The 23,177-nt window shown below is 57.3% G+C and carries 16 protein-coding genes, 1 tRNA gene, 2 rRNA genes and 1 pseudogene (1 of these 20 only partly in view); 4 read left to right on the top strand and 16 right to left on the bottom strand.

The genetic code is table 11. The features are described 5' to 3' along the window. Positions 1–32: 32 nt before the first annotated feature. Together ACYQ2T_RS02255 and ACYQ2T_RS02250 are read right to left on the bottom strand one after the other, a co-directional pair. Positions 33–1,337: an alkaline phosphatase family protein gene (locus ACYQ2T_RS02255; protein WP_459898093.1), complete on the bottom strand. Its 1,305-nt coding sequence runs from the start codon at positions 1,335–1,337 to the stop codon at positions 33–35. Positions 1,338–1,382: 45 nt separating this feature from the next. Then, on the bottom strand, positions 1,383–2,306 hold the full coding sequence (locus ACYQ2T_RS02250) for a LysR substrate-binding domain-containing protein (RefSeq protein ID WP_459898091.1): 924 nt from the start codon (positions 2,304–2,306) through the stop codon (positions 1,383–1,385). A gap of 83 nt (positions 2,307–2,389) precedes the next feature. On the opposite strand from ACYQ2T_RS02250, the gene ACYQ2T_RS02245 reads away from it, so the two are divergent. Both ACYQ2T_RS02245 and ACYQ2T_RS02240 read left to right on the top strand, forming a co-directional pair. Continuing rightward, positions 2,390–2,869, top strand: a complete 480-nt coding sequence (locus ACYQ2T_RS02245; RefSeq protein ID WP_459898089.1) for a hypothetical protein — start codon at positions 2,390–2,392, stop codon at positions 2,867–2,869. 38 nt (positions 2,870–2,907) lie between these two features. Then, a tRNA-Leu gene (locus tag ACYQ2T_RS02240) sits at positions 2,908–2,994 on the top strand. Positions 2,995–3,037: 43 nt separating this feature from the next. On the opposite strand, the gene ACYQ2T_RS02235 is transcribed toward ACYQ2T_RS02240, so the two are convergent. Then, positions 3,038–4,057, bottom strand: coding sequence for an IS481 family transposase (locus ACYQ2T_RS02235; RefSeq protein WP_459898083.1), 1,020 nt, complete (start codon positions 4,055–4,057; stop codon positions 3,038–3,040). 132 nt (positions 4,058–4,189) lie between these two features. Between ACYQ2T_RS02235 and ACYQ2T_RS02230 the strand changes: the two genes are divergently transcribed. Next, a complete protein-coding gene (locus ACYQ2T_RS02230) occupies positions 4,190–5,287 on the top strand; it encodes a glycosyltransferase (RefSeq protein ID WP_459898087.1) in 1,098 nt (365 codons plus the stop codon). A gap of 256 nt (positions 5,288–5,543) precedes the next feature. After that, positions 5,544–5,855 (top strand): DUF6694 family lipoprotein, encoded by a 312-nt coding sequence (locus ACYQ2T_RS02225; protein WP_459898085.1) that lies wholly within the window; start codon positions 5,544–5,546, stop codon positions 5,853–5,855. Between the two features lie 63 nt (positions 5,856–5,918). Here ACYQ2T_RS02225 and ACYQ2T_RS02220 read toward each other — a convergent pair whose 3' ends face one another. The 13 genes and pseudogenes from ACYQ2T_RS02220 to ACYQ2T_RS02160 all read right to left on the bottom strand — a co-directional run. Further along, on the bottom strand, positions 5,919–6,938 hold the full coding sequence (locus ACYQ2T_RS02220; protein ID WP_459898083.1) for an IS481 family transposase: 1,020 nt from the start codon (positions 6,936–6,938) through the stop codon (positions 5,919–5,921). 208 nt (positions 6,939–7,146) lie between these two features. Next, entirely contained in the window at positions 7,147–8,313 is a 1,167-nt protein-coding gene (locus ACYQ2T_RS02215) for an ABC transporter substrate-binding protein (RefSeq protein WP_459898081.1), read from the bottom strand. A 194-nt stretch (positions 8,314–8,507) separates the two neighbouring features. Then, on the bottom strand, positions 8,508–9,947 hold the full coding sequence (locus ACYQ2T_RS02210) for a sigma-54-dependent transcriptional regulator (protein WP_459898079.1): 1,440 nt from the start codon (positions 9,945–9,947) through the stop codon (positions 8,508–8,510). Between the two features lie 5 nt (positions 9,948–9,952). Further along, complete coding sequence (locus tag ACYQ2T_RS02205) at positions 9,953–11,251, bottom strand: PAS domain-containing sensor histidine kinase (RefSeq protein ID WP_459898077.1); 1,299 nt, start codon at positions 11,249–11,251, stop codon at positions 9,953–9,955. 135 nt (positions 11,252–11,386) lie between these two features. After that, positions 11,387–11,941, bottom strand: a complete 555-nt coding sequence (locus ACYQ2T_RS02200) for a 4Fe-4S dicluster domain-containing protein (protein WP_459898075.1) — start codon at positions 11,939–11,941, stop codon at positions 11,387–11,389. Continuing rightward, positions 11,938–13,323, bottom strand: coding sequence for a [FeFe] hydrogenase, group A (locus ACYQ2T_RS02195; RefSeq protein WP_459898073.1), 1,386 nt, complete (start codon positions 13,321–13,323; stop codon positions 11,938–11,940). Before ACYQ2T_RS02195 ends, ACYQ2T_RS02200 begins: the two co-directional genes overlap by 4 nt. A gap of 26 nt (positions 13,324–13,349) precedes the next feature. Beyond that, a complete protein-coding gene (locus tag ACYQ2T_RS02190; protein WP_404846212.1) occupies positions 13,350–13,937 on the bottom strand; it encodes a 4Fe-4S dicluster domain-containing protein in 588 nt (195 codons plus the stop codon). A 53-nt stretch (positions 13,938–13,990) separates the two neighbouring features. Further along, positions 13,991–16,027 (bottom strand): annotated as a pseudogene (gene fdhF / locus ACYQ2T_RS02185) (formate dehydrogenase subunit alpha); the annotation flags it as partial. 1,047 nt (positions 16,028–17,074) lie between these two features. Continuing rightward, complete coding sequence (gene caiE, locus ACYQ2T_RS02180; RefSeq protein WP_459898069.1) at positions 17,075–17,665, bottom strand: carnitine operon protein CaiE; 591 nt, start codon at positions 17,663–17,665, stop codon at positions 17,075–17,077. A gap of 795 nt (positions 17,666–18,460) precedes the next feature. Next, positions 18,461–19,585, bottom strand: coding sequence for an integrase core domain-containing protein (locus ACYQ2T_RS02175; protein WP_459897495.1), 1,125 nt, complete (start codon positions 19,583–19,585; stop codon positions 18,461–18,463). A 1,549-nt stretch (positions 19,586–21,134) separates the two neighbouring features. After that, the gene (locus tag ACYQ2T_RS02170) at positions 21,135–22,058 is read right to left on the bottom strand and encodes an IS110 family RNA-guided transposase (protein WP_459898067.1); all 924 of its coding nucleotides are present in this window, start codon (positions 22,056–22,058) and stop codon (positions 21,135–21,137) included. A gap of 411 nt (positions 22,059–22,469) precedes the next feature. Next, positions 22,470–22,584 (bottom strand): 5S ribosomal RNA (rrf, locus tag ACYQ2T_RS02165). 43 nt (positions 22,585–22,627) lie between these two features. Next, positions 22,628–23,177, bottom strand: a 23S ribosomal RNA gene (locus ACYQ2T_RS02160) (it continues 2,392 nt past the right edge of the window).

The raw sequence follows: 23,177 nt of genomic DNA, 5'->3' as shown, positions 1-23,177 counted from the left end.
GGGCGGTCCTGCGCGGCATGGCAGGACGGGCGTCAATACTGCGTTCTGGCCCCAAAAAAGTCCAGCACCTGTTGCCCCACCTCGCGCGGGGAGGCCGCAGGGCTGCCTAGGCTGTCATACACCACAGCGCCATCCGCCGTATGCGTGCCGCGCCGTCCGTGGAACCCAAACACCTCGCGCCCGTCAAACTTGGCCGTCAGGCTCATGCCGGGCATGGGCTCACACACAAGGTCCGGCGCACTGGCGCTGAGGGGGCCGTTATACAGCTCCTCACGCAGGTGCACGGCGCGCAGCACCGGGCGGCCCTTGTAGCGCATATCCAGCAGCATGGTCCGCAGCTCCTCACGCACGCGCAGCGCATCCGCAGGAAGCAGCCGCCCACGGCCAAAGCGCTCCGCCGTGTGGAGATAAATGCGCCCCGGATCAAGGGCAAAGGCGCGCGACGCCGCGCCAATGCAGGTGGCATCAAGCTCCGAGAGGGGTTGGCCCTCCATCTGCAAAAACCCATGGGCCATAAGCCATGAATTCATGTCCACTTCCGTCTCAAGGGCCGTGAAGCCATGGTCAGCCATCACAAGCAGGCGCTTTGGCTCCGGGAGCGCGTCAAACCGCTCCAGCAGCGCCCCGGCAACGCGGTCTAACTGCCGCATCAGCTCGCGGCATGGCGTATGAAGCGCGTGCCCCTCGTCCTCCAAGGCGGGATACAAAAAATGGAACAGACGGTCCGTCTCCGTCAGCACAAAGACAAACGCGTCCCACGCAAGGTCGCGCCAGAACAAATCCAACGCGGCAAGGCGGGAGTCCAACGTGGCCGAGAGCTCGGCAAGGAGCACTTCCGGGTCATCCTTCCCGCGCACGGTGTCGGCCTCCAACCGGTAGCCCATGGCCGCCAGCTGTCCTGCCAAAAACGGCGGAAACACGGCCCGCGACAACTCCGGCGCCACAAAGCCCGCCACCATCATCCCGCGCAGAGGCCGCGCCGGGTAGGTGTTTGGCAGGTTCACCACGCGTGAGGTCAACCCGCGCTCGCCAAGGGCATCAAAAATGGTGGGCGTGCGCACCGCTGTGGCGTCGGTGATGGCAATGGAATAGGTCGCCGGATCAATGCGCGTGAAACCAAAGACGCCATGCGTCTCCGGACCCGCGCCCGTGGCAAAGGACGTCCAGTTAACGGGTGAAAGCTCCGGAAGCTCCACCCGCATGCTGGTGACATGGCCCGACAGGGCAATGCGCGCAAGGTTCGGCGTCACGCCCTGGCGTGACAGCGTGCGCAACAGCTCCAAAGGCATGCCGTCGAGGCCAAGAACGACTACTCGTCTTCGTTGATTCATCTGCATGGCATGGGGACGTACCACAGCCCCCAGCAGGACGAAAGTGCCACGCTAGCACATCGGGTGCGCCGCGCTGCACTCCTTGACGATGTCCACAAAACGCCGGACCAACGGGTCCCTTTCGTCGCTGCGCCACACCAGCCACAACGAGGGGCTGGGCAAGTGCTCCCGCAGTGGACGGACCACGATTCCCGGCGTCTCACCAAAAGGAAGCGGTCGGTAATGGATAGTATAGCCAAGTCCGCTTGCCACCAGCGCAAGGCCCGTCTGCACACGCTCCACAACCTGCACAACGTTCATCTCCACGCCAGCGCTATGCATAGCGTCGTGGATGGCGTCGTGCCACTGCGGGTGCTGGCAGCGGGGGAACATAATCATCGGTTCGCCATCTAAGTCCTGAAGCGATACCTCATCACGCGCCGCAAGGGGATGCCCCTCCGGCAACACAACGGACTGCCCCACGCATCCCTTGTTGAGCAGCGTGCTCTCAAAGAGCGTGTCGCCCTCGGGCACATAGCTCACGCAGCCGATATCAAGACGCTTTTCGCGCATCAGCCGAAGCTGCTTTGCCGTGGAGCAATCCTTGAGATGCAGCGACACATTGGGGAACTCATTGTGATATTTACGCAGCGCCAATGGTATGGACGTCAAATACATCCGGACCACCGCCCCAAGACGAAGCTCCCCCTCCTTGCCCGCTCCCACACTGCGAACGCGCTGCACCGCCCGCTCCACAGAAGACAGAATATCCACCACTTCCGCCTGAAACACCTCACCAGCCCGCGTCAGCTCCACCTGTCTGCTCGTCCGCGTGAACAGCGCAACCCCAAGCTCTTCCTCCAGCTGCCGGATCTGCTGGCTGAGCGGCGGCTGAGACATATTCAGCCGCTTCGCCGCGCGCCCGAAGTGCAGCTCTTCAGCGACAGCCAAAAAATAACGTAAGTGACGGTGCTCCACCGCTGATATCCTCCACATCTTGATTCATGCGAAGCCGATATTGGACCGCTCGTGCCGGAAACCTCATATTGGTATCCATACCATGAACCAAGGAGGAAACCATGTCGCAAAACATATCAAACATGCTTTTTCACGAATCAATCCCCCGCCGCACCGCAGTGTTGGCCCTGGCGCTGGGGCTGGCGCTGCTGTCCATCCTGACCCTGCCCGGCCAGGCACACGCTAGTGAGGAAGCCCTCATAACCATGGACGCCCGAGGCGTCATCTACACCCTCCAGCCCAAAACCGGACGCCTCGAATGTGCATGGCAGGACACCACCCGCACGGTCCTCGCCACCGGCCTGCCTGCCGAAGCAAGCGCCATTGCCGTTAACCTTCAGCGCACAGTGTATGTAGGCACAGCAACCGGAAGCATCTGGGCCGTGAGCGCACATGGAGTGACGCGACGCATCACCACCGAGGCAGGCCCCATCAGTGACATGATCACAGACCGCGACGGCAATCTCATCCTCGCCCGTCCAACCGGTGCCATCCACACCATCAGCCGCGCGAGGCTGTTACCAATCACCAGAAAACATTGACGCCACACCACCCATCGGTATAGACAAAAGCCGCACATGCCCGGGTGGTGGAACAGGTAGACACAAGAGACTTAAAATCTCTCGCCCTCATGGGTGTGCGGGTTCAAGTCCCGCCCCGGGTACCAGTGCAGGTTGCCCTATGACCCAGCTCTTCCTGCATCTGTCCTACTAACGTTCTTCTCTGACAGATTCGATGTACTCGTTAATGGTTTCTATGGGACGACGTCCCATGTTTCTATACCCTTGGTGTGAGCGTTCAGTATTGTAGTAGGTCAGCCAGGTGTCCAGGTCGGCCTGGAGTGCTTCTACGGTCTCATAAAGCGTTGTTCTGAAGGCTTCTCGAAAGAACTCATCAAGCACAGTGCCATTAAACCGCTCGACAAAGCCATTTGTCCGAGGTGATCGCACCTTGGTACGGCGGTGTTCAATCTCGTTGAGGGACAGATAGAGTTCATATGGATGGGTCTCGGTTCCGCAAAATTCCCTGCCGTTGTCAGTAAGGACAGCGGAAACGGCAATTTCCTTTTCCTCGTAGAACGGCATGACGTCGTTGTGAAGGACGGAAACGGCAGCCTCTGGGCGCTTGCTGGTATGCAGAAAGCCGAAGGCATAGCTTGAGAAGGAATCGACGACGACATGCAGGTAAACTCGCCCCACCCCTTTGAGACGTCCCACGTAAAAGGTGTCTTGGCACAACAGCTCCCCAGGGCGAGAACTCTCGACGTGTCGTTCTTTAAAAACGGGATTTTGTTTTTCAATGAAAGCGACCTGTTCGCCCGATAATTCAATGGGTTCGCCAGCTTGCTTCTGCTCAAGCTTAAGCCAGCGGTCGTACTTGGTGCCCATGCCATTCTTGATCAAGATGTTTTGAATGGTAGGGGAGCTCACCGAAACACCGATGAGTTTGAGCTGATTGGAAAGGCGAACGCACCCCCAAGCAGGATGAGCTAGGCTCAATTCCAAGATTTGCTCGACCACCTCCTCGGAGGTGGTGAAAGGGTGGGACTTCGGAATAGGCGGCAGATCTTTGAGCCCTTCAAGGCCGTGAGTCTGGAAACGCCGCTTGTACTCGTAGAATTGACTACGATGCATACCGCGTCGCCGGCAGGCTTCACTGACGTTTCCCAAGCTCTCTGCAAGCTCAAGCACACTCATACGCTGGCGGGCGACTTTCTCTGCAGCTTTCATGGGGCCTCCATCGTGAGACTGTACCCCAAAATCTGTCTGAGGACTAACCTAGTAGGTCAGCTTACTGTCCCCATTCTTTCGCGCATATAAGCTCACCAACTTCTGCCCCAAAAATCTCAAGGCGATTTTAATATGAAGGTTTTATATATAATCGACCAAGTCAAATGCGGTGGAATTGAGACACAACTCTTTAGTACAGTCAAAGAACTAAAAAGGGCTGGGCACACGCCTATTGCTCTTATCATGTCTAGTGCAGGAGAGTTCTATAACGATTTTCTTCAGGCTGGAATTCGTACAATATCTATTACAAATAGAACAAAAGACATCGGATTCTTCAAACCCAATATAATCAGAAAAGTTCGTTCTATTATTCGCCGTGAAGATCCAGATATTGTCCACATGCACGACATTGTGAGCGGACATATCGGACGAATTGCCTGCATCGGACTTAAAAAACCAACTATTTACCACTTACACAGTGTTACACAACACGGTAAAGCAAAGTACAGAATATCTGCCAAGATACTATCCTATGTAACAACATTATTTATATCAGTTTCAAAAGAAGTTGCTCACAAGCGTCTTGCTCACGAAAACCCTGCCCAAAAACCGCATATCAATCTTTATAACGCAATAGATGAGCAAGACTTTATCAATGCACCGTCTTTACCCTACAAATCAATCCTCAAGAACGATGTCCCCTGTGTCATAACATGCGGTAGACTTGTAAAACTCAAAAACAATGATATTCTTTTACGTTCACTTTCTCTTCTTGTGCAAAGAATTCCAGACGCACATGCTTTAATCATTGGAAACGGTCCTGAACTTAATACTCTAATAAAGTTAGCCAATACTTTAAATATCAAATCACATGTAACATTTACTGGATTCCGCAAGGACATTCCCTCCATATTTAAAGCCCTCGCTCCACACAACACAGTTTTGGCCATGCCGTCTACCATAGAAGGTTTTCCTAGAACCTTTGCCGAAGCCTTCTACTGTGGTATCCCTGCCGTCATCAGCGAAAATGTTCCGGCAAAGGAAATTTCAGGGGATGGGGCGCTCGTCATTCCCGTAGACGCCCAAGCCCTTGCGGACGCACTCTACACTGTCCTTTCAGACAAAAAAACGCATCACAAAATGCAACAGGCCGCCCTTGAAGTCTCGAAGTCCTTGGTCATGCCTGTTCATATCAAGCAGCTTATAGATATATATGAAAGTGTGCTGTGATTCATTCACAGTAGACGGCATAGAAGACTAGCGAGCTTTTCATCAACGTAAAGCCCGCCAAACTTCTATGCGCCCCCTCCTGCTCCCCCGCCATCACTTCGCGTGCATCCCTGTTCGATGCAGAATTCTCCCCCCCCCTCCTGCTCCGTTTCCACTCTTCGCCGTTCAACACTCCATGCCAATAAATACACAAAAACCAATAGTGACAGCCTGCCGATATTTGTTTATCTTTACACGCAAAAAGGAGCTGTTCACTATGACAAAACTTTCTCGCATCTTCGCAACTGTCTGTATTGCCAGCATCATGCTCATTGGCGCCGGATGTTCGTCGAACCCCACTGTGGATTCCTCTTCTAAGTCGGCTTTCAATGAATCCGTGCAAGAGATTCAGGCGTCCTTGCCTGAAGAAAAACGGCAGGAGTTTCAAGAAACGTTGACTGGTATGGCCATGCTTGTCGCTATGCAAACGGGTGGTGACCAGACCAAAATGCGAGAATTCTTTGATGGGATGGACTATGACGCCATCATGACGAAAGCTGACGAAATGCGCCGCAAGGTGAACCAATAGTCGTACTGCTGTGAGACAAGAGTTCTACGCCATGCGTATGCTGTATGACGAAGAGGTGTCCTACTAACGTTCTTCTCTGACAGATTCGATGTACTCGTTAATGGTTTCTATGGGACGACGTCCCATGTTTCTATACCCTTGGTGTGAGCGTTCAGTATTGTAGTAGGTCAGCCAGGTGTCCAGGTCGGCCTGGAGTGCTTCTACGGTCTCATAAAGCGTTGTTCTGAAGGCTTCTCGAAAGAACTCATCAAGCACAGTGCCATTAAACCGCTCGACAAAGCCATTTGTCCGAGGTGATCGCACCTTGGTACGGCGGTGTTCAATCTCGTTGAGGGACAGATAGAGTTCATATGGATGGGTCTCGGTTCCGCAAAATTCCCTGCCGTTGTCAGTAAGGACAGCGGAAACGGCAATTTCCTTTTCCTCGTAGAACGGCATGACGTCGTTGTGAAGGACGGAAACGGCAGCCTCTGGGCGCTTGCTGGTATGCAGAAAGCCGAAGGCATAGCTTGAGAAGGAATCGACGACGACATGCAGGTAAACTCGCCCCACCCCTTTGAGACGTCCCACGTAAAAGGTGTCTTGGCACAACAGCTCCCCAGGGCGAGAACTCTCGACGTGTCGTTCTTTAAAAACGGGATTTTGTTTTTCAATGAAAGCGACCTGTTCGCCCGATAATTCAATGGGTTCGCCAGCTTGCTTCTGCTCAAGCTTAAGCCAGCGGTCGTACTTGGTGCCCATGCCATTCTTGATCAAGATGTTTTGAATGGTAGGGGAGCTCACCGAAACACCGATGAGTTTGAGCTGATTGGAAAGGCGAACGCACCCCCAAGCAGGATGAGCTAGGCTCAATTCCAAGATTTGCTCGACCACCTCCTCGGAGGTGGTGAAAGGGTGGGACTTCGGAATAGGCGGCAGATCTTTGAGCCCTTCAAGGCCGTGAGTCTGGAAACGCCGCTTGTACTCGTAGAATTGACTACGATGCATACCGCGTCGCCGGCAGGCTTCACTGACGTTTCCCAAGCTCTCTGCAAGCTCAAGCACACTCATACGCTGGCGGGCGACTTTCTCTGCAGCTTTCATGGGGCCTCCATCGTGAGACTGTACCCCAAAATCTGTCTGAGGACTAACCTAGTAGGTCAGAAGAGGTTTGGAGGCACGAGTCCGCCGCTTCAGTGGCGGACTGCCCTCCTCGGGCTTTTCCGCAAGCAATTCACACTCTCGCAGCATAACTCCGACTCCTGCAAAGAGGCGCCCATGTGGCGCCTCTTTTTTCATTCTCCCCCCCTTCTCACGGCATAATACTCCGCACATACTCAACCTGCCGTCCTGATATCCGCAGGAGGACAAGGTTTTTTTGGGGGTCTCTTTGGCCGTTGTAGGTGATGGTTCCGGTGACGCCGGGGTAGTTTTGGGTGGCGAGCAGGGCCTTACGCAGGGGGATGGGGGCGGTGGTGCCTGCCCGGGTGATGGCGTCGGCGAGGAGCATCATGGCGTCGAAGCCGCAGGGGCTGCCGGTATCGACGCGGGCGAGGGCGTCTTCGCCCATCTTTTCCTTGAGCAGACGGACAAAGGCTTTGCTGGCCGGGCTTTTCTTGCCCCAGTGCCAATGCGAAAGGTAATAATTTTCGCCGGTGAGCGGCTTCATGAACGGGTACTGCTCCACAGCGGTCCACCCATCGCCGCCCATAAACGGCATCTCCAGGCCCATCTTTCGCGCCTGCTGCAGAATCAACCCGGAATCGCGGGCGAACCCCGGCGAAACCACGACATCCGGCGCCGCTTCCTTCACGTGGTTGATGATGTCCGTAAAATCAAGGGCGGATTGCAGGTATTCCTCCCTTGCGACAATCGTCCCGCCCCGCGCGATGAAGCCTCTGCGGAAGCGCTCGGCCAGTCCCTGACTATACACCTCGCCCGCGATATTGATGGTTGCCGCACGCCGCGCGCCAAGTTCCTCCCACGCCACGCGCACGAGGGCATCGGCCTGCTGCTCGTCGGTATAGCAAACGCGAAAAATAAAGTGCCCTGCCCGCGTCACGGCCGGCGCGGTCACCGTGGTCCCCACCATGGGGATTCCCGCCTCTTCGAACACCGGGGCCATGGCAAGGGCGTCAGAACTGCGCGATGGGCCGACCGCCGCCACAACGCCCATCCGCACGGCCTTGTGCGCCGCCTGAACCGTCCCTATGGCCGAACTCTTGTTGTCCAGCTCGATAAGCTCCAACGGACGCCCTAGAATTCCGCCGCGCTCATTGATGATGCGTGCGGCAAAACGCGGCATAAGGTAGTCCGGTGTGTTTTCCTCCGCAGCCGAACCTGTATGCGCAAAGATGGCCGCAACGCGAATTGGCTCCACGGCCTGCGCCTTGGCCTCGGCGCGCAGTCCCAAACCGCACACCAGCCAAACACCAAGCGCCCACACCGCTACGCCCAGCCTGCCTTTTCTCGTCCACATCGCCGCTTCTCCCCGTTGCAGTCTTCGCAGAATCTCCAGCATACGGGGCAAAATGCGTCCGCGCAACGCCTGACAGGTTTTGCGCGGGGCCGCATAAAAAAACGCGGACAGCCTTTGCTGCCCGCGTTTCGGGTCTCACGTCATTCCCAATTCATTCCTGCGCCCGGTTTTCCCCGCGCGCCCCGGCCAAGCGGTCACCCGTCCTGCTGCTCCATCCGCTCCAGACGGTAATAAAGCGTACGGAGCGAGATGCCCAGCTTGCGCGCGGCGTGGGTTTTGTTACCGCCGCAGGCCTCCAGTACGCGGAGCACTTCCGCGTTATCCGGACGCTTTCGGCGGGCGCGTCCTGCCGCTTCGGGGAGCGCCTGCCCGCTGGGCGCAGTGCTCCGCGGCGCAGCAAAAAGGTGCACAAAGTGGGACGGCTCCAAGGTTGGCGCATCGTGCATGAGGGTCACCCACTCCATGGCGTTTTTCAATTCGCGCACGTTTCCCGGCCAGTGGTAGTCCAAAAGCGCCTTCTGGGCGGCGTCGCTTATATCAGCAAAGGCGCGCCCGCGCTTGCGGGCCGAAGCATCAAGGAACATCTTCGCCAAGGGGACAATATCCTCCCAGCGCTCCCGCAATGGCGGGATAATGATTTGCCCCACATTGAGCCTGTAGAACAGGTCCCGCCGGAACAGCCCCTTTTCCATGCGCTCTTCAAAATCAAGGTTCGTGGCCGCGATGATGCGGATATCCGTCTCGTGCTTTTTCAGCCCGCCCACGCGGTAGAATTGGTTTTCCTCAATCACGCGCAGCAGCTTGGCCTGCAGTTCCACCGGGATTTCGGCGATTTCATCAAGAAACAGCGAGCCGCCCTTGGCAATGTCCAGCTTCCCGCGCTTGCCGCGGTTTGCCCCGCCGGTAAAGGCTCCCGGCTCATAGCCAAAGAGTTCGCTCTCAAAAAGGTTCGGCGAGATGGCCGCGCAGTTGATGCCCACAAAGGGGAGCGTGGTATGCTCACGCCCATAGTGGACGATTTTCGCGACAATCTCCTTGCCCACACCGGTTTCGCCCTGAATAAGCACCGGCACGGAGCGGTCCGTGTGGTACTGCTCCGCCTGATGCACCACCTGCCACATGGCCGGAGAAAAGATACCGATGCCGTCCACCTCGGCCTGCTGCGAAAGCATGGACCGCAGTTCCTCCAGCTCCTCTTCCTTCTCCTGCGTTACGGCGCGGACTTCGTCGTCAAAATGCTCCGTCAGGCGGCGATTCTCGCGGCGCAGGCCCATGTGCTCCTCCACCCGGTCGAGCACGGCGCCAAGCTCCTCCAGATTGATGGGCTTGGTCAGGTAGTCGTACGCGCCGGCGCGCAGGGCCTGAATGGCCAACTGGACGTCGATATGCCCGGTATAGAGCACGATATCCGCGCCCGGAGCGTCCTCGCCCCCGCGCAAGGCCCCGATAAGGTCGATGCCTGTGGCCCCGGGCATGCTGATGTCGGACAGCACAAGGTCAAACTCCTCCTGCCGGTACACCTGCACCGCGCGGTCCACGCAATCGGCGGACGTCACGGCGTGGCCCAAAAGATTCAGGTAATCGGCAAGAAAAGCGCGTCCCTGCGCATCGTCGTCAACAAGAAGAATTCGCATGGCCTTTAGCCGTCCCTCTCCGTCGGCGTTGCGCCGGTCTGGTGCACGCCGTTCATGGTGCGGGGGAACACAATCTGAAAATGCGCGCCGCCCTCCTCGGCGTTGGTCACCGAAAGCTGCGCCCGGCAGGACGACAAAATCTCGCGGACAATGGAGAGCCCAAGTCCCATGGCTTTTTCCGTATTCTTGGTGGTAAAAAAAGGTTCAAACAGCCGCTCGCGGTCCTCATCCGGCAAGCCGGGGCCGTTGTCGGCGACCGCCAAATGCACGCCGCCTTCATCCCATGTGCGGATGACGATGCGCCGCTCACCGGGGCGTTCCTCCAAGGCCTGCATGGCATTCGCCACAAGGTTGAGGACGACTTCCTCAAACCGCACGCGCACGCCGTACACCGGGGGCAAATCCTCCGCCAGCGCCACCTCCACCCGCACATCTGCGGCGGTCAGCTGATTGTCCAGCAAGACCAGCGCGGAGCGGACACACTCGTTCATGTCGCACTGTTCATAGGGGCGGGACTGGTTCACGCGCAGAAAATCGCGCAGATGCTGAATGATGTCATCAATACGCCCAACCTGCGAGGAAATATCCTCCAGCAGCTGGACAATTCGCTCACGCGGCAGGTCGTCCATCGTCTTGGCCATATACAGGCCGGACCCGGCAAGGATGCGAATGGCATTGAGGGGCTGGTTAATCTCGTGCCCGATGCCCCCGCCGACCACGGCCAACGTCGCCATGCGCGTGGCACGGGTCATGGCGGCCTGCGCCTCCTGAATCTTCAGTTCTGCGTCCTTTTGGCGCGTAATGTCGCGGCCAATGGACTGGTACTCAATAACGCGCCCCGCGTCGTTAAAGATAGCCTGATTCAGAAACTCCACCCAGTACATCGTGCCGTCGCGGCGGATGTAGCTTGGCTCAGTGAGGACGTAGGGATCCTCCGGCGTCAGGGAAAAAATGGCGCGGGCGATTTCGTGGCACTGCTCCGGGGCCAGCAGGTCCTGAAAGTTCATGCCCACAACCTCGGCGGCGTCCAGCTGATAAAACTGGCAGTAGGCATCATTGACGTACGTGATGGTGCCATCCGGGGCAAACCGGCGCAACAAGTCCACCTGATCGCCCTTTATAGCCTTGTAGCGCACAGCCACGCGGTCCATAAGCGTGGTCTGGCCGCTCTGCTCGTCAAGGCGCTCCAAGCTCTGGCGGGGGCGCTCCGTATTGGCGCGGCTCCATGCGCAGGGGCGCGTACATCCGCGCCGTCCGGTCCCACGGCCACGGGGACGCATCATCCGCGTCTTGCGTATAGCCATTTTCCATTCCGTTGTTGCATGAGAAAAGACAACCGGCCAAAACCGGAAGAAAAAGCGTAGCCCAGCGGCTCGATCATTGGCAAGGGAGTGCCCGGATCTGCTGTCTGGGGCAGATCCGGGCGCGTAAGGGGGGTCTTATTGTAATCCATTCACCACTGCGAGGCGGCGATTGGTAACAAGCTCTTGCATATTTTCAGGGGTCATGACGTTCAGAGCCCCTGCGGGGCAGATGTCCACACACGCCGGGCCGCCTTCGCGGCCCTGACAGAGGTCACACTTCAAGGCGGCGAAAATGGCTTTGTGATGCGCCTCTTCACCGTCCATGACTTGCAGCTTTTGCTCGGATGCCGACTGCGTGGATTCCACAACCTGAATGGCGCCAAAGGGACACGCCACAACGCAGCTTTTGCAGCCCACGCACTTGCCAGCCACAATCTCCACCGCGCCATTGCGGCGGATGATGGCTTCCTCCGGGCAGGAGTTGGCGCAGGGGGCGTCCTCGCACTGGCGGCACTGGATGGGAATGGTCACATCCGGTGTGCGCACAATGGTCACCCGCGGGTGAAATTCCTTGGCCTTGCGCACATCGCCGTCAATGTCCTTGTCCAGATGCGCCATGGCGCAGGCCACTTCGCATGCGCCGCAGCCTATGCACTTTCTGGGATCACCGAAAACAAATGTATTTTTCACGCCCTGCCATTCCTCCTGTGGTCGGTGTGGAGCAGGTGGTGCGACTCGTGCCCCAGTGGCTCGCCGAGGAATTCCTCGTACAGGCGCTTGATGTCGGGGTTCTCGTGCGAGCGGCGGTGCTCCAGCTTCCTGTCATGGGCATACAGCCCGGCCTTGCGGCGCAGGTTGGCCTTTTCGCGGTGCTCGGGGAGCATCATCTTGGGCTGGCCGCCGCCACTCACGCAGCCCTGCGGACAGCACATCACCTCGATGAAATGGTACTCGGCGACGCCGTTCTTCACGTCCTCCAAAATGGGGACAACGTTCTCCAGCCCCGCAACAATGGCGACCTTCAGTTCCGTCGTACCGCACTCCACCGTGGCGGTGCGGATGCCCTCCTCGCCGCGGACGTACTCGAGGTCCGTATCCGCGAGGGGCTGGCCGGTCAGCAGTTCGACGCCGGTGCGCAGAGCGGCTTCCATCACGCCGCCGGTATTGCCGAAGATATTGCCCGCGCCAGAGTAGGTGCCAAGGGGCTTATCAAAGTCCTCGCTGGGCAGGTTGGTGAAGTCCACCCCAATGTGGCGCAGCATCTGGGCAAGCTCGCGGGTGGTGAGGACCACGTCCACGTCGCGGTAGCCGCTGGCCTGCATCTCCGGGCGCTCACTTTCGAACTTTTTGCAGGTGCAGGGCATGATGGCCACGCTGAACACCTTGGCCGGGTCCACGTCATCCACGCGCGCGCCATAGGTCTTGAACATGGTTCCCGCCATCTGCATGGGGGACTTGCAGCTGGACAAATGGTCCACCAACTCGGGATACGCGTCCTCCATGTACTTCACCCAGCCGGGACAGCAGGAGGTGAACATGGGCAGGGTGCCGCCCTCGCGCACGCGCTGGATCAGCTCCGAGCCCTCTTCCATGATGGTGAGGTCGGCGGCGAAGTTGGTGTCGTAGACTCGGTCAAACCCAAGGCGGCGCAAGGCGGCGGCCAGCTTGCCCGGAGTCAGGGACCCGAGGGGCAGGCCAAATTCCTCGCCAATGGCAACGCGCACGGCAGGCGCACACTGCACCATGGTGTAGCTGTCGCTCTTCAGGGCGTCGAACACGCGCTGTGCGTCGCCGCGGTAATGCGCGGCAAACAGCGGTTCCTTCACCGAGGGCAACATGCCACGCTGGGCAAGGCGCTCTTTCTTGGTTGTTTCAAACTCATCCAAAATGCTGTCGTAGGCGCTGCATTCCTGCACGCACTGACCGCACAATATACATGCTGCCGCGTCGATGGTGTGCGGCTGGTGCCGCTCGCCGGAGATGGCATCCACCGGGCAGACGTCCTTGCAGCGTCCGCACCCGGTGCACAGCTCCTGATCGATGCGGATGATCTGCTCAGAATCAAGAATCATAACCGTATTGCTCCTGTGCTCTGCGGTTAGGCAGGAAGGTTGCGGATAGCGGACATCAGCTTCACCGCGGCATTGAAATTGCGCTTACGGCGCAGGGCGGTGGGCCGGACAATGCGCAGGGCGTCGCCGGGGCACACGCCAACACAGGCGGGGCCGCCGTGCACGCCGGCGCACAGGTCGCACTTGGTGGCGACAAGACGGGGAGTTTCCTCCACCCGGCCGCCGGCTTCCTCACGCAGGACGGGCTGCATCACCCGCTCGCCATGGCGGTACACGTCCATCAGCTGCAGCGCGCCCATGGGGCAGGCGACCATGCAATTCTTGCAGCCCACGCAGGCGTCCTCGTCCACGACAATGCGGCCGCCAACCTGACGGATGGCGTCGATGGGACAAGCGTTGGCGCAGGGGGCGTCCTCGCAGTGGCGGCACTGGACAGGTGCGGAGGTCTCGCTGGTGTTCACAACGTGCAGGCGCGGATGCAGCGGGCTCTGCTGGCAGCCGACCGTCGTGGGCACAACGTCTTCGTGCACCGCGGCGCAGGCCACTTCACACAGCTTGCACCCAATGCACTTATCGGAATCAGCAACAACGAAGCTATTGAGAGGAGAAGGCATTTGCTTTCCTTTTTCTTGCACTACGCCACAACGCGGCTGTCGGACGCAGTATCCTTACGTACGCGCACGGCACAAACCTTAAGTTCCGCAGTTTCGGTAACAGGATCGGCCGCACTGTTTGTCAAAATATTTCCGCATGCTTCGGAGAAGTGGAACGTGATAAACGTCAGCCCCTTGGGCACGCGTGGGGTCACCTGCGCCTTGGTGCGTACTTCGCCGCGGCGGGTGGTGACGACGATGGGATCGCCATGCTCAAGACCAAGCTCCTCGGCGTCCGCGGGATTGATTTCCAGCGACTCCTCAGGGCTCAGGCCATTCAGGCCCCAGCAGCGGCGCGTCATGGTGCCGGTGTGGTAATGCGCCACAACGCGGCCCGTGGTCAGCATCAAGGGGTACTCCTCGTCGGGCATCTCCGCCGGGTCGCGGTGGTCAATGGCCGAGAACTGCCCGCGGCCATTGTCGCACTGCCCAACGTGCAGCACCGGGGTGCCGGGATGCGCTTCGTCCCAGCAGGGCCACTGGATGCCGCCCTGCTCAAGGCGCGCATAGCTGATGCCCGCGTAGGTGGGCGTCACCGAACGCATCTCGTCAAAGACGTCCTCGGGCGAGGCGTAGTCGGCGTCGTAGCCCATGGCCTGCATCAACTCCGTGATGATGCGCCAGTCCGGACGGCTGTCGCCCACCGGCTCAATGGCCTTGCGGATGCGCTGGACGCGGCGCTCCGTGCTGCTGAAGGTGCCGTCCTTTTCCGCAAACGACGCTCCGGGCAGCACCACGTCGGCCTTCTGGGCCGTCTCGGTCAGGAAGATGTCCTGCACGATGAGAAAGTCCACATGGTCAAGGCAATGCTCCACATGGTTCACGTCCGGGTCGCTGCGCATGGGGTTCTCGCCAAAGACATACAGCGCGCGGATAGCACCGCTCTCGATGCCGTCGAACACGCCGGGAATGGTGCGGCCGGGTTCGCCGCTGAGCGAAACGCCCCACGCCTGCTCAAAACGCTGGCGCACGGCGGCGTCCGTCACCTTCTGGTACCCCGGGAAGGTGTTGGGCAGCGCGCCCATGTCGCAGGAGCCCTGCACATTATTCTGCCCACGCAGGGGGTTCACGCCAGCCTTGGGCTTGCCGATGTTGCCGGTGACAAACGCAAGGTTTGCAACGGCCAACACGTTGTCCACGCCAGACGTATGCTGGGTGATGCCCATGGTGTAGTACGTGGCGGTATTTTCACTGTTGCCAATGAGCCGCGCCGCGCGGCGGATATCCTCAGCAGGCACCGTGGTGATGGCCGAGGCAATCTCCGGCGTAAAGCGCTGCACGCTGTCGCGAAACGCTTCAAAATTTTCTGTGCGCGCGGCGATGAAATCTTCATCCGCCATGCCTTCTTCAAGGATGACATGGGCTATGCCGTTGAGCAGCGCGGCGTCGGTGCCGGGCTTCAGGCGCAGCCACAAGTCCGCGTGCTGGCTCAGCGTGATGGCGCGCGGGTCGGCGACAATCAACTTTGCACCACGGTGCTTGGCGCGCATCATGCCAAGGCCGATAATGGGGTGGCACTCGGTGGTGTTGGTGCCAATGGCAAAGATACAGTCCCGCAGCCCCATTTCGTCCAACTCGCCGATGGAGTTGGTCATTGCTCCGTTGCCCATTGCGGTGGCCAGACCGGCCACAGTGGGAGCGTGTCAGAGCCGTGCGCAGTGGTCGACGTTGTTCGTCCCCACCGCCGCCCTCATGAACTTCTGCATGAGGTAGTTCTCTTCGTTGGAGCAGCGCGCGGAACTAAATCCCGCAACACTGTCCGGCCCATGCTCGGCGACAATTCCGCCAAGGCGCTGGGCAATAACCGCGTAGGCCTCATCCCACGTGCTTTCGGTCAGCACGCCGTTTTTGCGGATGAGGGGCGATGTCAGGCGCTCCGGGTGCTGGACAAAGTCCACCCCAAAGTGCCCCTTGGAGCACAGCGCGCCCTTGTTCACGCTAGACGGATCAAGATTCGGCTCAACGCCGGTAATCCGGCCGTCATCATTCAGCAGCAGATAGAGAGAACATCCCGAACCGCAGTACGGGCAGGTCGTGAGAACTTTTTGCATCGAAAGTTCCTCTCAGGAAGCAAGTCAGTATAAAATTCCGGCGTGCGCCGGAGAATTGAACACGCAAGGCGTCCTGACCGGACTTTCCGGCCATGGTGCTTGTTTGAGTGCACAATCAGCACACACCGTGCCAAAATCCTTACACCTGCAATCCCTCGAAATACGGGAACTTTTGTCAAAGGCGAGTTCGCCTGCGCCATCCTGCAACCATGCAATTGCAGGCCTGCGTTGCACGGTTTGCATATTTTGCATGGTCCGCTCGCAGCAAAACTGCACCCGCCGCAGCGCAAACGTCTGTCCAATGGCAAATATGCCGCCGACTTCACGCCGTGGGCGTTCTTGCGTCCGCGTCGCGGGTCAGGCTCTCGCCCCGCTCCACCGCCCCCAGCATCATACGCACCAAAAGGAGAGGTCCGTGTGACCTCTCAACCTGTGTGCTCTTCGTGGGATATCGAGTGAAAAATATACGCCGTTTGATTAACCAAACAAGGCGATGCGCAGTCCAGCGCGAAGCGATGGGCAAGACATAGATTGAATTTGTGAAAAAAGCAACCACCTGTACAATTGCCCCGCCCTGCGGGCGTTTACAGCAATTCTCGCCCGTGTACAACTGTCCTTAATGCGCCGAAATTCCCTTCCGCCACTGCGGCGCGCAAGGCGCCCCACGGCGTTTTCTCCTGCTCGCCGGGGATGCGTGCGTCAATGAACAAAAACGAACACAAACCGTGGAGGACGAACAGCTTGAGCGCGGTGAAACGCCCTCTCTCTCGGAAAACGCGGATCCGGAAAAAAAGTAGAAAAGGTGGCAGGCGCTACCGCTGAACGATCGTTGTTTTGCCGGGTGCTCCTGGCCACACACTGTGGATACCGTCCATACGGACTGAAGGCACCGTTCCTCGGTGGTGGGGCGACGCTCGGGATAAGGCAAGCGCAAAGCGGCGAGAACCCCGCCTTAATCCGAAGACCCTACTCTGAGGGCCTTCCGTTCAGCGCCTTATACCGAACGTTGAGCCACCTGCATCTGCCGCCTAGCCGTTCGCTCGCACGTTACATCTTCGGCTTCACATCGGTAACGCCTGCAAGATGGGGGCGGTTTTCCTCCACCTCGCGAAGCGGGGCCACCTCAGTCATCGACTGCGCCGAACGCCCAGCCAAGGCCTGATACTCGCGAATATTAAGGCCATGCCAATGCATATCCCGGTCCGTCACTTCGCGCAGGACCTTGGCAGGAGAGCCAACCAGCAGCTGGCGCGGGGCACCGGCAAAACCTGCCTTCACAAAACTCATCGCCGCAACGATGCTTTCTTCACCAACCACAGCGCCATCCATCACCACAGAATTCATGCCCACCAAACAATTCCGCTTGATGACGCACCCATGCAAAATAGCGCCATGCCCGACGGACACGTTCTCTTCAACCACCGTGTCCACATCGCAATACCCATGCATGATGCAGCCATCCTGCACATTGGAGCCATCCTTCACAATCAACCGGCCATAATCGCCGCGCAACGAGGCACATGGACCAATATACACATCCGCGCCAACAATCACGTCGCCAATCAATACCGCCGTCGGGTGCACAAAGGCATCCGGGTGGACCACAGGAACCAAACCCTCAAACTCATAACACGGCATCGCAACTTCCCCTTTCGTTCACACCCAATTCTCACAAGCCCACTTCCGGCTTGCTCCTTACATCAAATGGATGGGTAGACATGACATAATCGTGATCATATTTCAATCATGATCGTAGGCGCCCCATTATTACTACGTTTCGCTTTACGCGTGGCGGGGGGGGCTTGGTGCGGTGAAGGCACTTGCGGTGTGGGATATATGGGGTGGGATACGGACGGCTGCAGGCAGATTGGGGGGGGAAGGAGAGAAGCAACGACGGCGATGGATGTAGGAAGGGAGCCGGTTCTTCCTTGAGAAGAGGTAATGAGTAGGCACCCGGTAAGCCGTGGATGGAGATATGTTGATTGGGCCGAATGTTGTGACGGTGAGGTTGAGGGTAAACGAGGGACGACGCAACCTGTTTGAAACGAGGAGACTGTGGTTGTGTGCAGGATGGTGGCGGAGTCGAGAGATGCTTTCGGTGTTCTGGGAAAAGCGGGCTTGAACTTGAAGATGGTGCTCTCTGTTGGGGGTGCCTAGAAGTGCTTGAGTAGGGAAGATATCGCGGCTGTGGTGATGCGCTATGGTGGTGGGGCCGAGAGTGGCGAGGGATGTCGAGGAGAAAGAGGCCTTGTTGGTGGGGCGTTGTGATGACGGGACCGAGAGGTGCTTTCGGTGGGATTTCTGTATGTTGTCGCCGTGTCTCCGACGGCCAAAGGGTGTTGGGGGAACCTTGCAGGATTTGTACAACCCGGAACATGGGTAACACTTCTGTCCGGGAACATAGGTAACAGGTTCTGGCGGTACAGGTTGCCCCTAGGGCCTGACTAAGCCTTTTGTGTCTGAATCATTCAGTACTCCTAAAAAGATTGATCCAGCATAGATATTCATACCGCCCTTTTGGTTTGGCAAAAGGCCCACTGTGCATCGGTGCAGGCTTTGACTGATAAATCTGTGATGTCCCCTCCATTGTATGGAGCCGCTTCGCTTCACTCGCCTCAGAATATACTCAGGGGGGTATACGAAATCTGGAAGGATTCTTGGTGGGCGTCTGCTTGATGGCGCATAAAGAGCAGCAGGCGTTCGCATGCCTAAAGCTTCATGACCGCGGCTATGGTTGTAAATCCTCCGCCATGTCTGACACCTGCGTCTTTGGCGGCGAAGAGTGTCTGCTCTACGAAGTTCTCGCTTTAAAGAGCGGTGCATTCGTTCGTGCGCACCATTTTGTTGAGGCTTTCCCGGTTCAATGAATTCCACGGTTATTCCGAGGCGAAGCCACTGGGCGCTAAGGCGCGATATTCCTCCGGCCGCACAGCTCGCAAAGGGAATTCCATTATCCACCCTGATAATTTGAGGTAAGCCGAAGTAGGAAAAAACACGGTCACAGGCTTCTTGTGTTGGGGCCAAGGCTGGTTGGGCAAGTGGATCACAAGCCAAAACGTAACGGCTGTGCAGATCCATTACAGTGAAGGGCCAGCATTTCTTACGATTGGGCAACTCAAACCAACCTTTATAGTCCATTGTCCATACATGATTAGGATGCCTTGCTTCAGTGAGCTTGTTGGGCCAGTTGCGGATAACAACATTACGGCGTCTGCGGGGCTTGCTAAGTCCTTCCTTTTGGAAAATCAAAGCAATCGTACTTGGCGCCGGAGGCCTTAGGCCAAAGCGATCGCTTACTTCAGATGCTATTTTCTTTGGCCCCCAACTTGGATTTGCTTTGCGCAAAGCAATGAGGGCCTCTCGCATCTCGATTGGCGTGCGATGCGGACAATTTCGCGGAGCTCGACTGTGTTCGCTTAAAGCAAATATTCCATGCATTTGTGCGCGATTGAGCCATTTATAGCCAGTTTTTCGGCTAATGCCATATTTTCTACAAAGCCAAGACATGTTCTCAGCTCCTGACCCAGCCTCTACAACAAATCGAATCCGTTCATCCATAGGTCTTACCTCTGTCCAGGGCATACGCTACCTCCAGGCAGACTATGCCTGAAGTGTTACCCATGTTCCCGGACTAATCTGTTACCTATGTACCCGGACTGTACCATTCCCCCCGCACCCTCTGGACACCCGTCCCCCTCCGGCCGGAGCCGGATTGTAGGAGGTGGTGGGTGCGGAGCAGTCTCGGGCATGGTTTCTAGGCTTGGGTGGGCGGGGCTGGCCGGGTGCTTTGCGCGGATGTTCGTGGTGGGCAGATGGTGGAACGCGACACGGTCTAGGCCGCTCTGGACGCTTGGAAGCGTCCGAAGGCTCTGGGATTCGGTGCTTCGCGCGTGCGGCTGGTGGTTGGGGAGGTTTAGGCTCGGGTGGTTGGGTTTTATTGATCGTGGCAGGCTGCTCAACTCGAAAAAATGTTGTGGTGCAAATCAAGGATTCTCACCGCTCTTCCAAAGCGCCACGGCCCCCAAAAATATTTTCCAGCCAATATACTCGGCGAGAGCCTATCAGGGGTCACGACTGTACTTTTACACGCACCCGGCACGTGCGCATTTGGGATGTCTTAAGGGCGGAGTCCTTGAGCCGATCTGGTCTGTTCATCTCTCAGTCCCTTCACCCTTTCGAAACCAAACGGACGAAGAACTGAAGGCGCTGGAGGCAAGAGAGGTGAGGTGTAGGCTGGGAGTGGGGATTATTAATGATGGCGGGCTGGGCAACTCAAATACTGTTAGGGTGCATGTCAGGGATTCTCACCACTCTTCCAACGAGCCAAGGTCCCCAAAAATATTTTTCCACCCAATATACTCGGACGTGAGCCTATCAGAGGTCACGACTAAATTCCCACACGCACCCGGCACGTGCGCATTTGGGATGTCTTAAGGGCGGAGTCCTTGAGCCGATCTGCTCTGTTCATCTCTCAGTCCCTTCACCCTTTCGAAACCAAACGGACGAAGAACTGAAGGCGCTGGAGGCAAGAGAGGTGAGGTGTAGGCTGGGAGTGGGGATTATTAATGATGGCGGGCTGGGCAACTCAAATACTGTTGGGGTGCATGTCAGGGATTCTCACCACTCTTCCAACGAGCCAAGGTCCCCAAAAATATTTTTCCACCCAATATACTCGGACGTGAGCCTATCAGAGGTCACGACTAAATTCCCACACGCACCCGGCACATGCGCACTTGGGATGTCTTAAGGGCGTAGTCCTTAAGCCGCTCTGCTCTCTTCATCTCTCAGACCCTTCGCCCTTTCTAAGCCGAACGGACGAAGAACTGAAGGCGCTGGAGACAAGAGATGTGAGGTGTAGGCTGGGAGTGATTTTATGGGGGAGTCCGGGGCGGGGGGGCCGAGGGGGATTGATGATGGCGGGCTGGCAATCTCGAAAGATATTGAGCCGCATGTCAGGGATTCTCACCGCTCTTCCAAAGCGCCACGGCCCCCAAATAACTTTTCCCAACCAGTCTACTCGGACGTGAGCCTGTCAGGGGTCACGACTGTATTTCCACACGCACCCGGCAAGTGCGCACTCGGGATTCTCAAGCAATCGTATTGGCAATCAAGCGTTAAGTGCAGGATCCCAAGGTTTTCCCGTCCGTAAAATCGCATTACAAATCACGAGAAGCTTCCTTGCACAGGCAGTGAGGGCGACCTTTTTAGGTTTGCCCGCATCGCAAAGACGCTGGTAGAAGGCTCGAATTGCAGGGTTCCAGACAGTCGCTGAGATTGCGCTCATGTAAAGGGCGCTACGTACTTTTATTCGCCCACCCCAAACGCAGCGTTGCCCCGTTTTCTTGCCGCTATCCCTGTTGAATGGAGCCAGGCCTGCCAGAGAAGCTGCTTGCTTCGGCGTTAACGTCCCCAACTCAGGAAAGAAAGCAAGAAGAGTCGCAGAGGTTACAGACGAAATCCCTTTCATGGTTTCAAGCAAAGTTGCCTTGTCACAAAAATCTTTGTCACTGAGAATGTGTTTCTTGATTTCAAGTGACAAGCTCTTTTCTTGCGTTCTCAGAGTCGCAATAACGTCTTCAATGTAAGGGCGCACATCAGACGAAGCTCGCTGCAAGCGAACGCGCTCCCGGGAAAGGATTTCGACGACCTGCCGGCGACGGTTAACAAGAGCTTCCAGCTTACGCTGAGTTGCCCGGACTTTTTGATTTTCCCGGACAGGGACGACTTCCCCAAACTGAACAAGAACAAGAGCATCAATACGATCCGTCTTCGCCAACACTCCGAGGCTCCGGGCAAAGTCACGCACACGGCGAGGATTCACAACAGCGACGGGAATGCCTTGCTCCATCAAAAAATCTGCGGCGTCAGACTCATATCCACCTGTCGCTTCCACGATGACGAGCTCAACATTATGCGCTTCTGCCGTCTCAACGATTTGCTGAAAACCCAAAGGGTTATTTTCAACAGTGGACGTGCTGTCGTCACCAGAAATGGCGACATCAAGCTTGGCCTTCGATACGTCAATGCCCATGGTGCGTTTCATCGTAGTTCACTCTTCCTTGCAAATTCGAGCTTTGTGCTCTAACAATCATTCGAGTTTGTACTACATATTGCGGCGACCCAGCTTAAGAACGAGCTCGTAACTCAAGGGCGTACGGTCTGCCGCAACAGCCGCCTTCATGCCAGTCATGGAGGCGGCTTTCTTTTTTCTCCGCCTTTGGCTTGAGGGTCAATATACAAGGGCGGAGTCCTTGAGCCGCCGGAGGCAGGAGGTTTGGAGCATAAGCAGCCGGTGGAGCCCATGGGATACGTGGGGGCGGATGGGGTGCGATGGTGTTGTGTGGCAGGATCAGGTTGGGGGTTGGTGAGGGTGGTGGATTTTGGGCGCAAAAAAAGCGCCGACGGCGTGGTGTGCTGTTGGCGCTTTTTGGGCAAAAAAAAGTCCTGGCGACGGGCTACTTTCCCACAGACTCCTCTGCAGTATCATCGCCGATGAGGTGCTTAACTTCCGTGTTCGGAATGGGAACGGGTGTAGCCACCTCTCTCTGGTCGCCAGGACAAATATGTAAATATATGAGTAAAATAGGGAGAGATTTGTGATCAGTTAAGACGCACGACCGATTAGTACTGGTTAGCTCAACACATTGCTGTGCGTACACACCCAGCCTATCAACCTCGTAGTCTTCGAGGGGTCTTTAGGGACCAAAATGTCCAGGGAGACCTAATCTTGAAGCAGGCTTCCCGCTTAGATGCCTTCAGCGGTTATCCTTTCCGAACATAGCTACTCAGCAGTGCCACTGGCGTGACAACTGAAACACCAGAGGTTCGTTCACCCCGGTCCTCTCGTACTAGGGGCAACCCTCCTCAAGTCTCCTACGCCCACAGCAGATAGGGACCAAACTGTCTCACGACGTTTTAAACCCAGCTCGCGTACCACTTTAATCGGCGAACAGCCGAACCCTTGGGACCTGCTCCAGCCCCAGGATGTGATGAGCCGACATCGAGGTGCCAAACCGCGTCGTCGATGTGAACTCTTGGACGCGATCAGCCTGTTATCCCCGGCGTACCTTTTATCCGATGAGCGATGGCCCTTCCATTCGGAACCACCGGATCACTAAGACCAACTTTCGTTCCTGCTCGAGATGTCTCT

Source organism: Desulfobaculum senezii (assembly GCF_054657395.1).
This window is presented reverse-complemented; position numbering and strand designations above follow the sequence as displayed.

Excerpts from the sequence above, each read along its gene's own strand:
- ACYQ2T_RS02255 (WP_459898093.1), bottom strand. The coding sequence starts at position 1,337 with ATGCAGATGAATCAACGAAGACGAGTAGTCGTTCTTGGCCTCGACGGC.
- ACYQ2T_RS02250 (WP_459898091.1), bottom strand. The coding sequence starts at position 2,306 with ATGTGGAGGATATCAGCGGTGGAGCACCGTCACTTACGTTATTTTTTG.
- ACYQ2T_RS02245 (WP_459898089.1), top strand. The coding sequence starts at position 2,390 with ATGTCGCAAAACATATCAAACATGCTTTTTCACGAATCAATCCCCCGC.
- ACYQ2T_RS02235 (WP_459898083.1), bottom strand. The coding sequence starts at position 4,057 with ATGAAAGCTGCAGAGAAAGTCGCCCGCCAGCGTATGAGTGTGCTTGAG.
- ACYQ2T_RS02230 (WP_459898087.1), top strand. The coding sequence starts at position 4,190 with ATGAAGGTTTTATATATAATCGACCAAGTCAAATGCGGTGGAATTGAG.
- ACYQ2T_RS02225 (WP_459898085.1), top strand. The coding sequence starts at position 5,544 with ATGACAAAACTTTCTCGCATCTTCGCAACTGTCTGTATTGCCAGCATC.
- ACYQ2T_RS02220 (WP_459898083.1), bottom strand. The coding sequence starts at position 6,938 with ATGAAAGCTGCAGAGAAAGTCGCCCGCCAGCGTATGAGTGTGCTTGAG.
- ACYQ2T_RS02215 (WP_459898081.1), bottom strand. The coding sequence starts at position 8,313 with ATGTGGACGAGAAAAGGCAGGCTGGGCGTAGCGGTGTGGGCGCTTGGT.
- ACYQ2T_RS02210 (WP_459898079.1), bottom strand. The coding sequence starts at position 9,947 with ATGCGAATTCTTCTTGTTGACGACGATGCGCAGGGACGCGCTTTTCTT.
- ACYQ2T_RS02205 (WP_459898077.1), bottom strand. The coding sequence starts at position 11,251 with ATGGCTATACGCAAGACGCGGATGATGCGTCCCCGTGGCCGTGGGACC.
- ACYQ2T_RS02195 (WP_459898073.1), bottom strand. The coding sequence starts at position 13,323 with ATGATTCTTGATTCTGAGCAGATCATCCGCATCGATCAGGAGCTGTGC.
- ACYQ2T_RS02190 (WP_404846212.1), bottom strand. The coding sequence starts at position 13,937 with ATGCCTTCTCCTCTCAATAGCTTCGTTGTTGCTGATTCCGATAAGTGC.
- caiE (WP_459898069.1), bottom strand. The coding sequence starts at position 17,665 with ATGCCGTGTTATGAGTTTGAGGGTTTGGTTCCTGTGGTCCACCCGGAT.
- ACYQ2T_RS02175 (WP_459897495.1), bottom strand. The coding sequence starts at position 19,585 with ATGGATGAACGGATTCGATTTGTTGTAGAGGCTGGGTCAGGAGCTGAG.
- ACYQ2T_RS02170 (WP_459898067.1), bottom strand. The coding sequence starts at position 22,058 with ATGGGCATTGACGTATCGAAGGCCAAGCTTGATGTCGCCATTTCTGGT.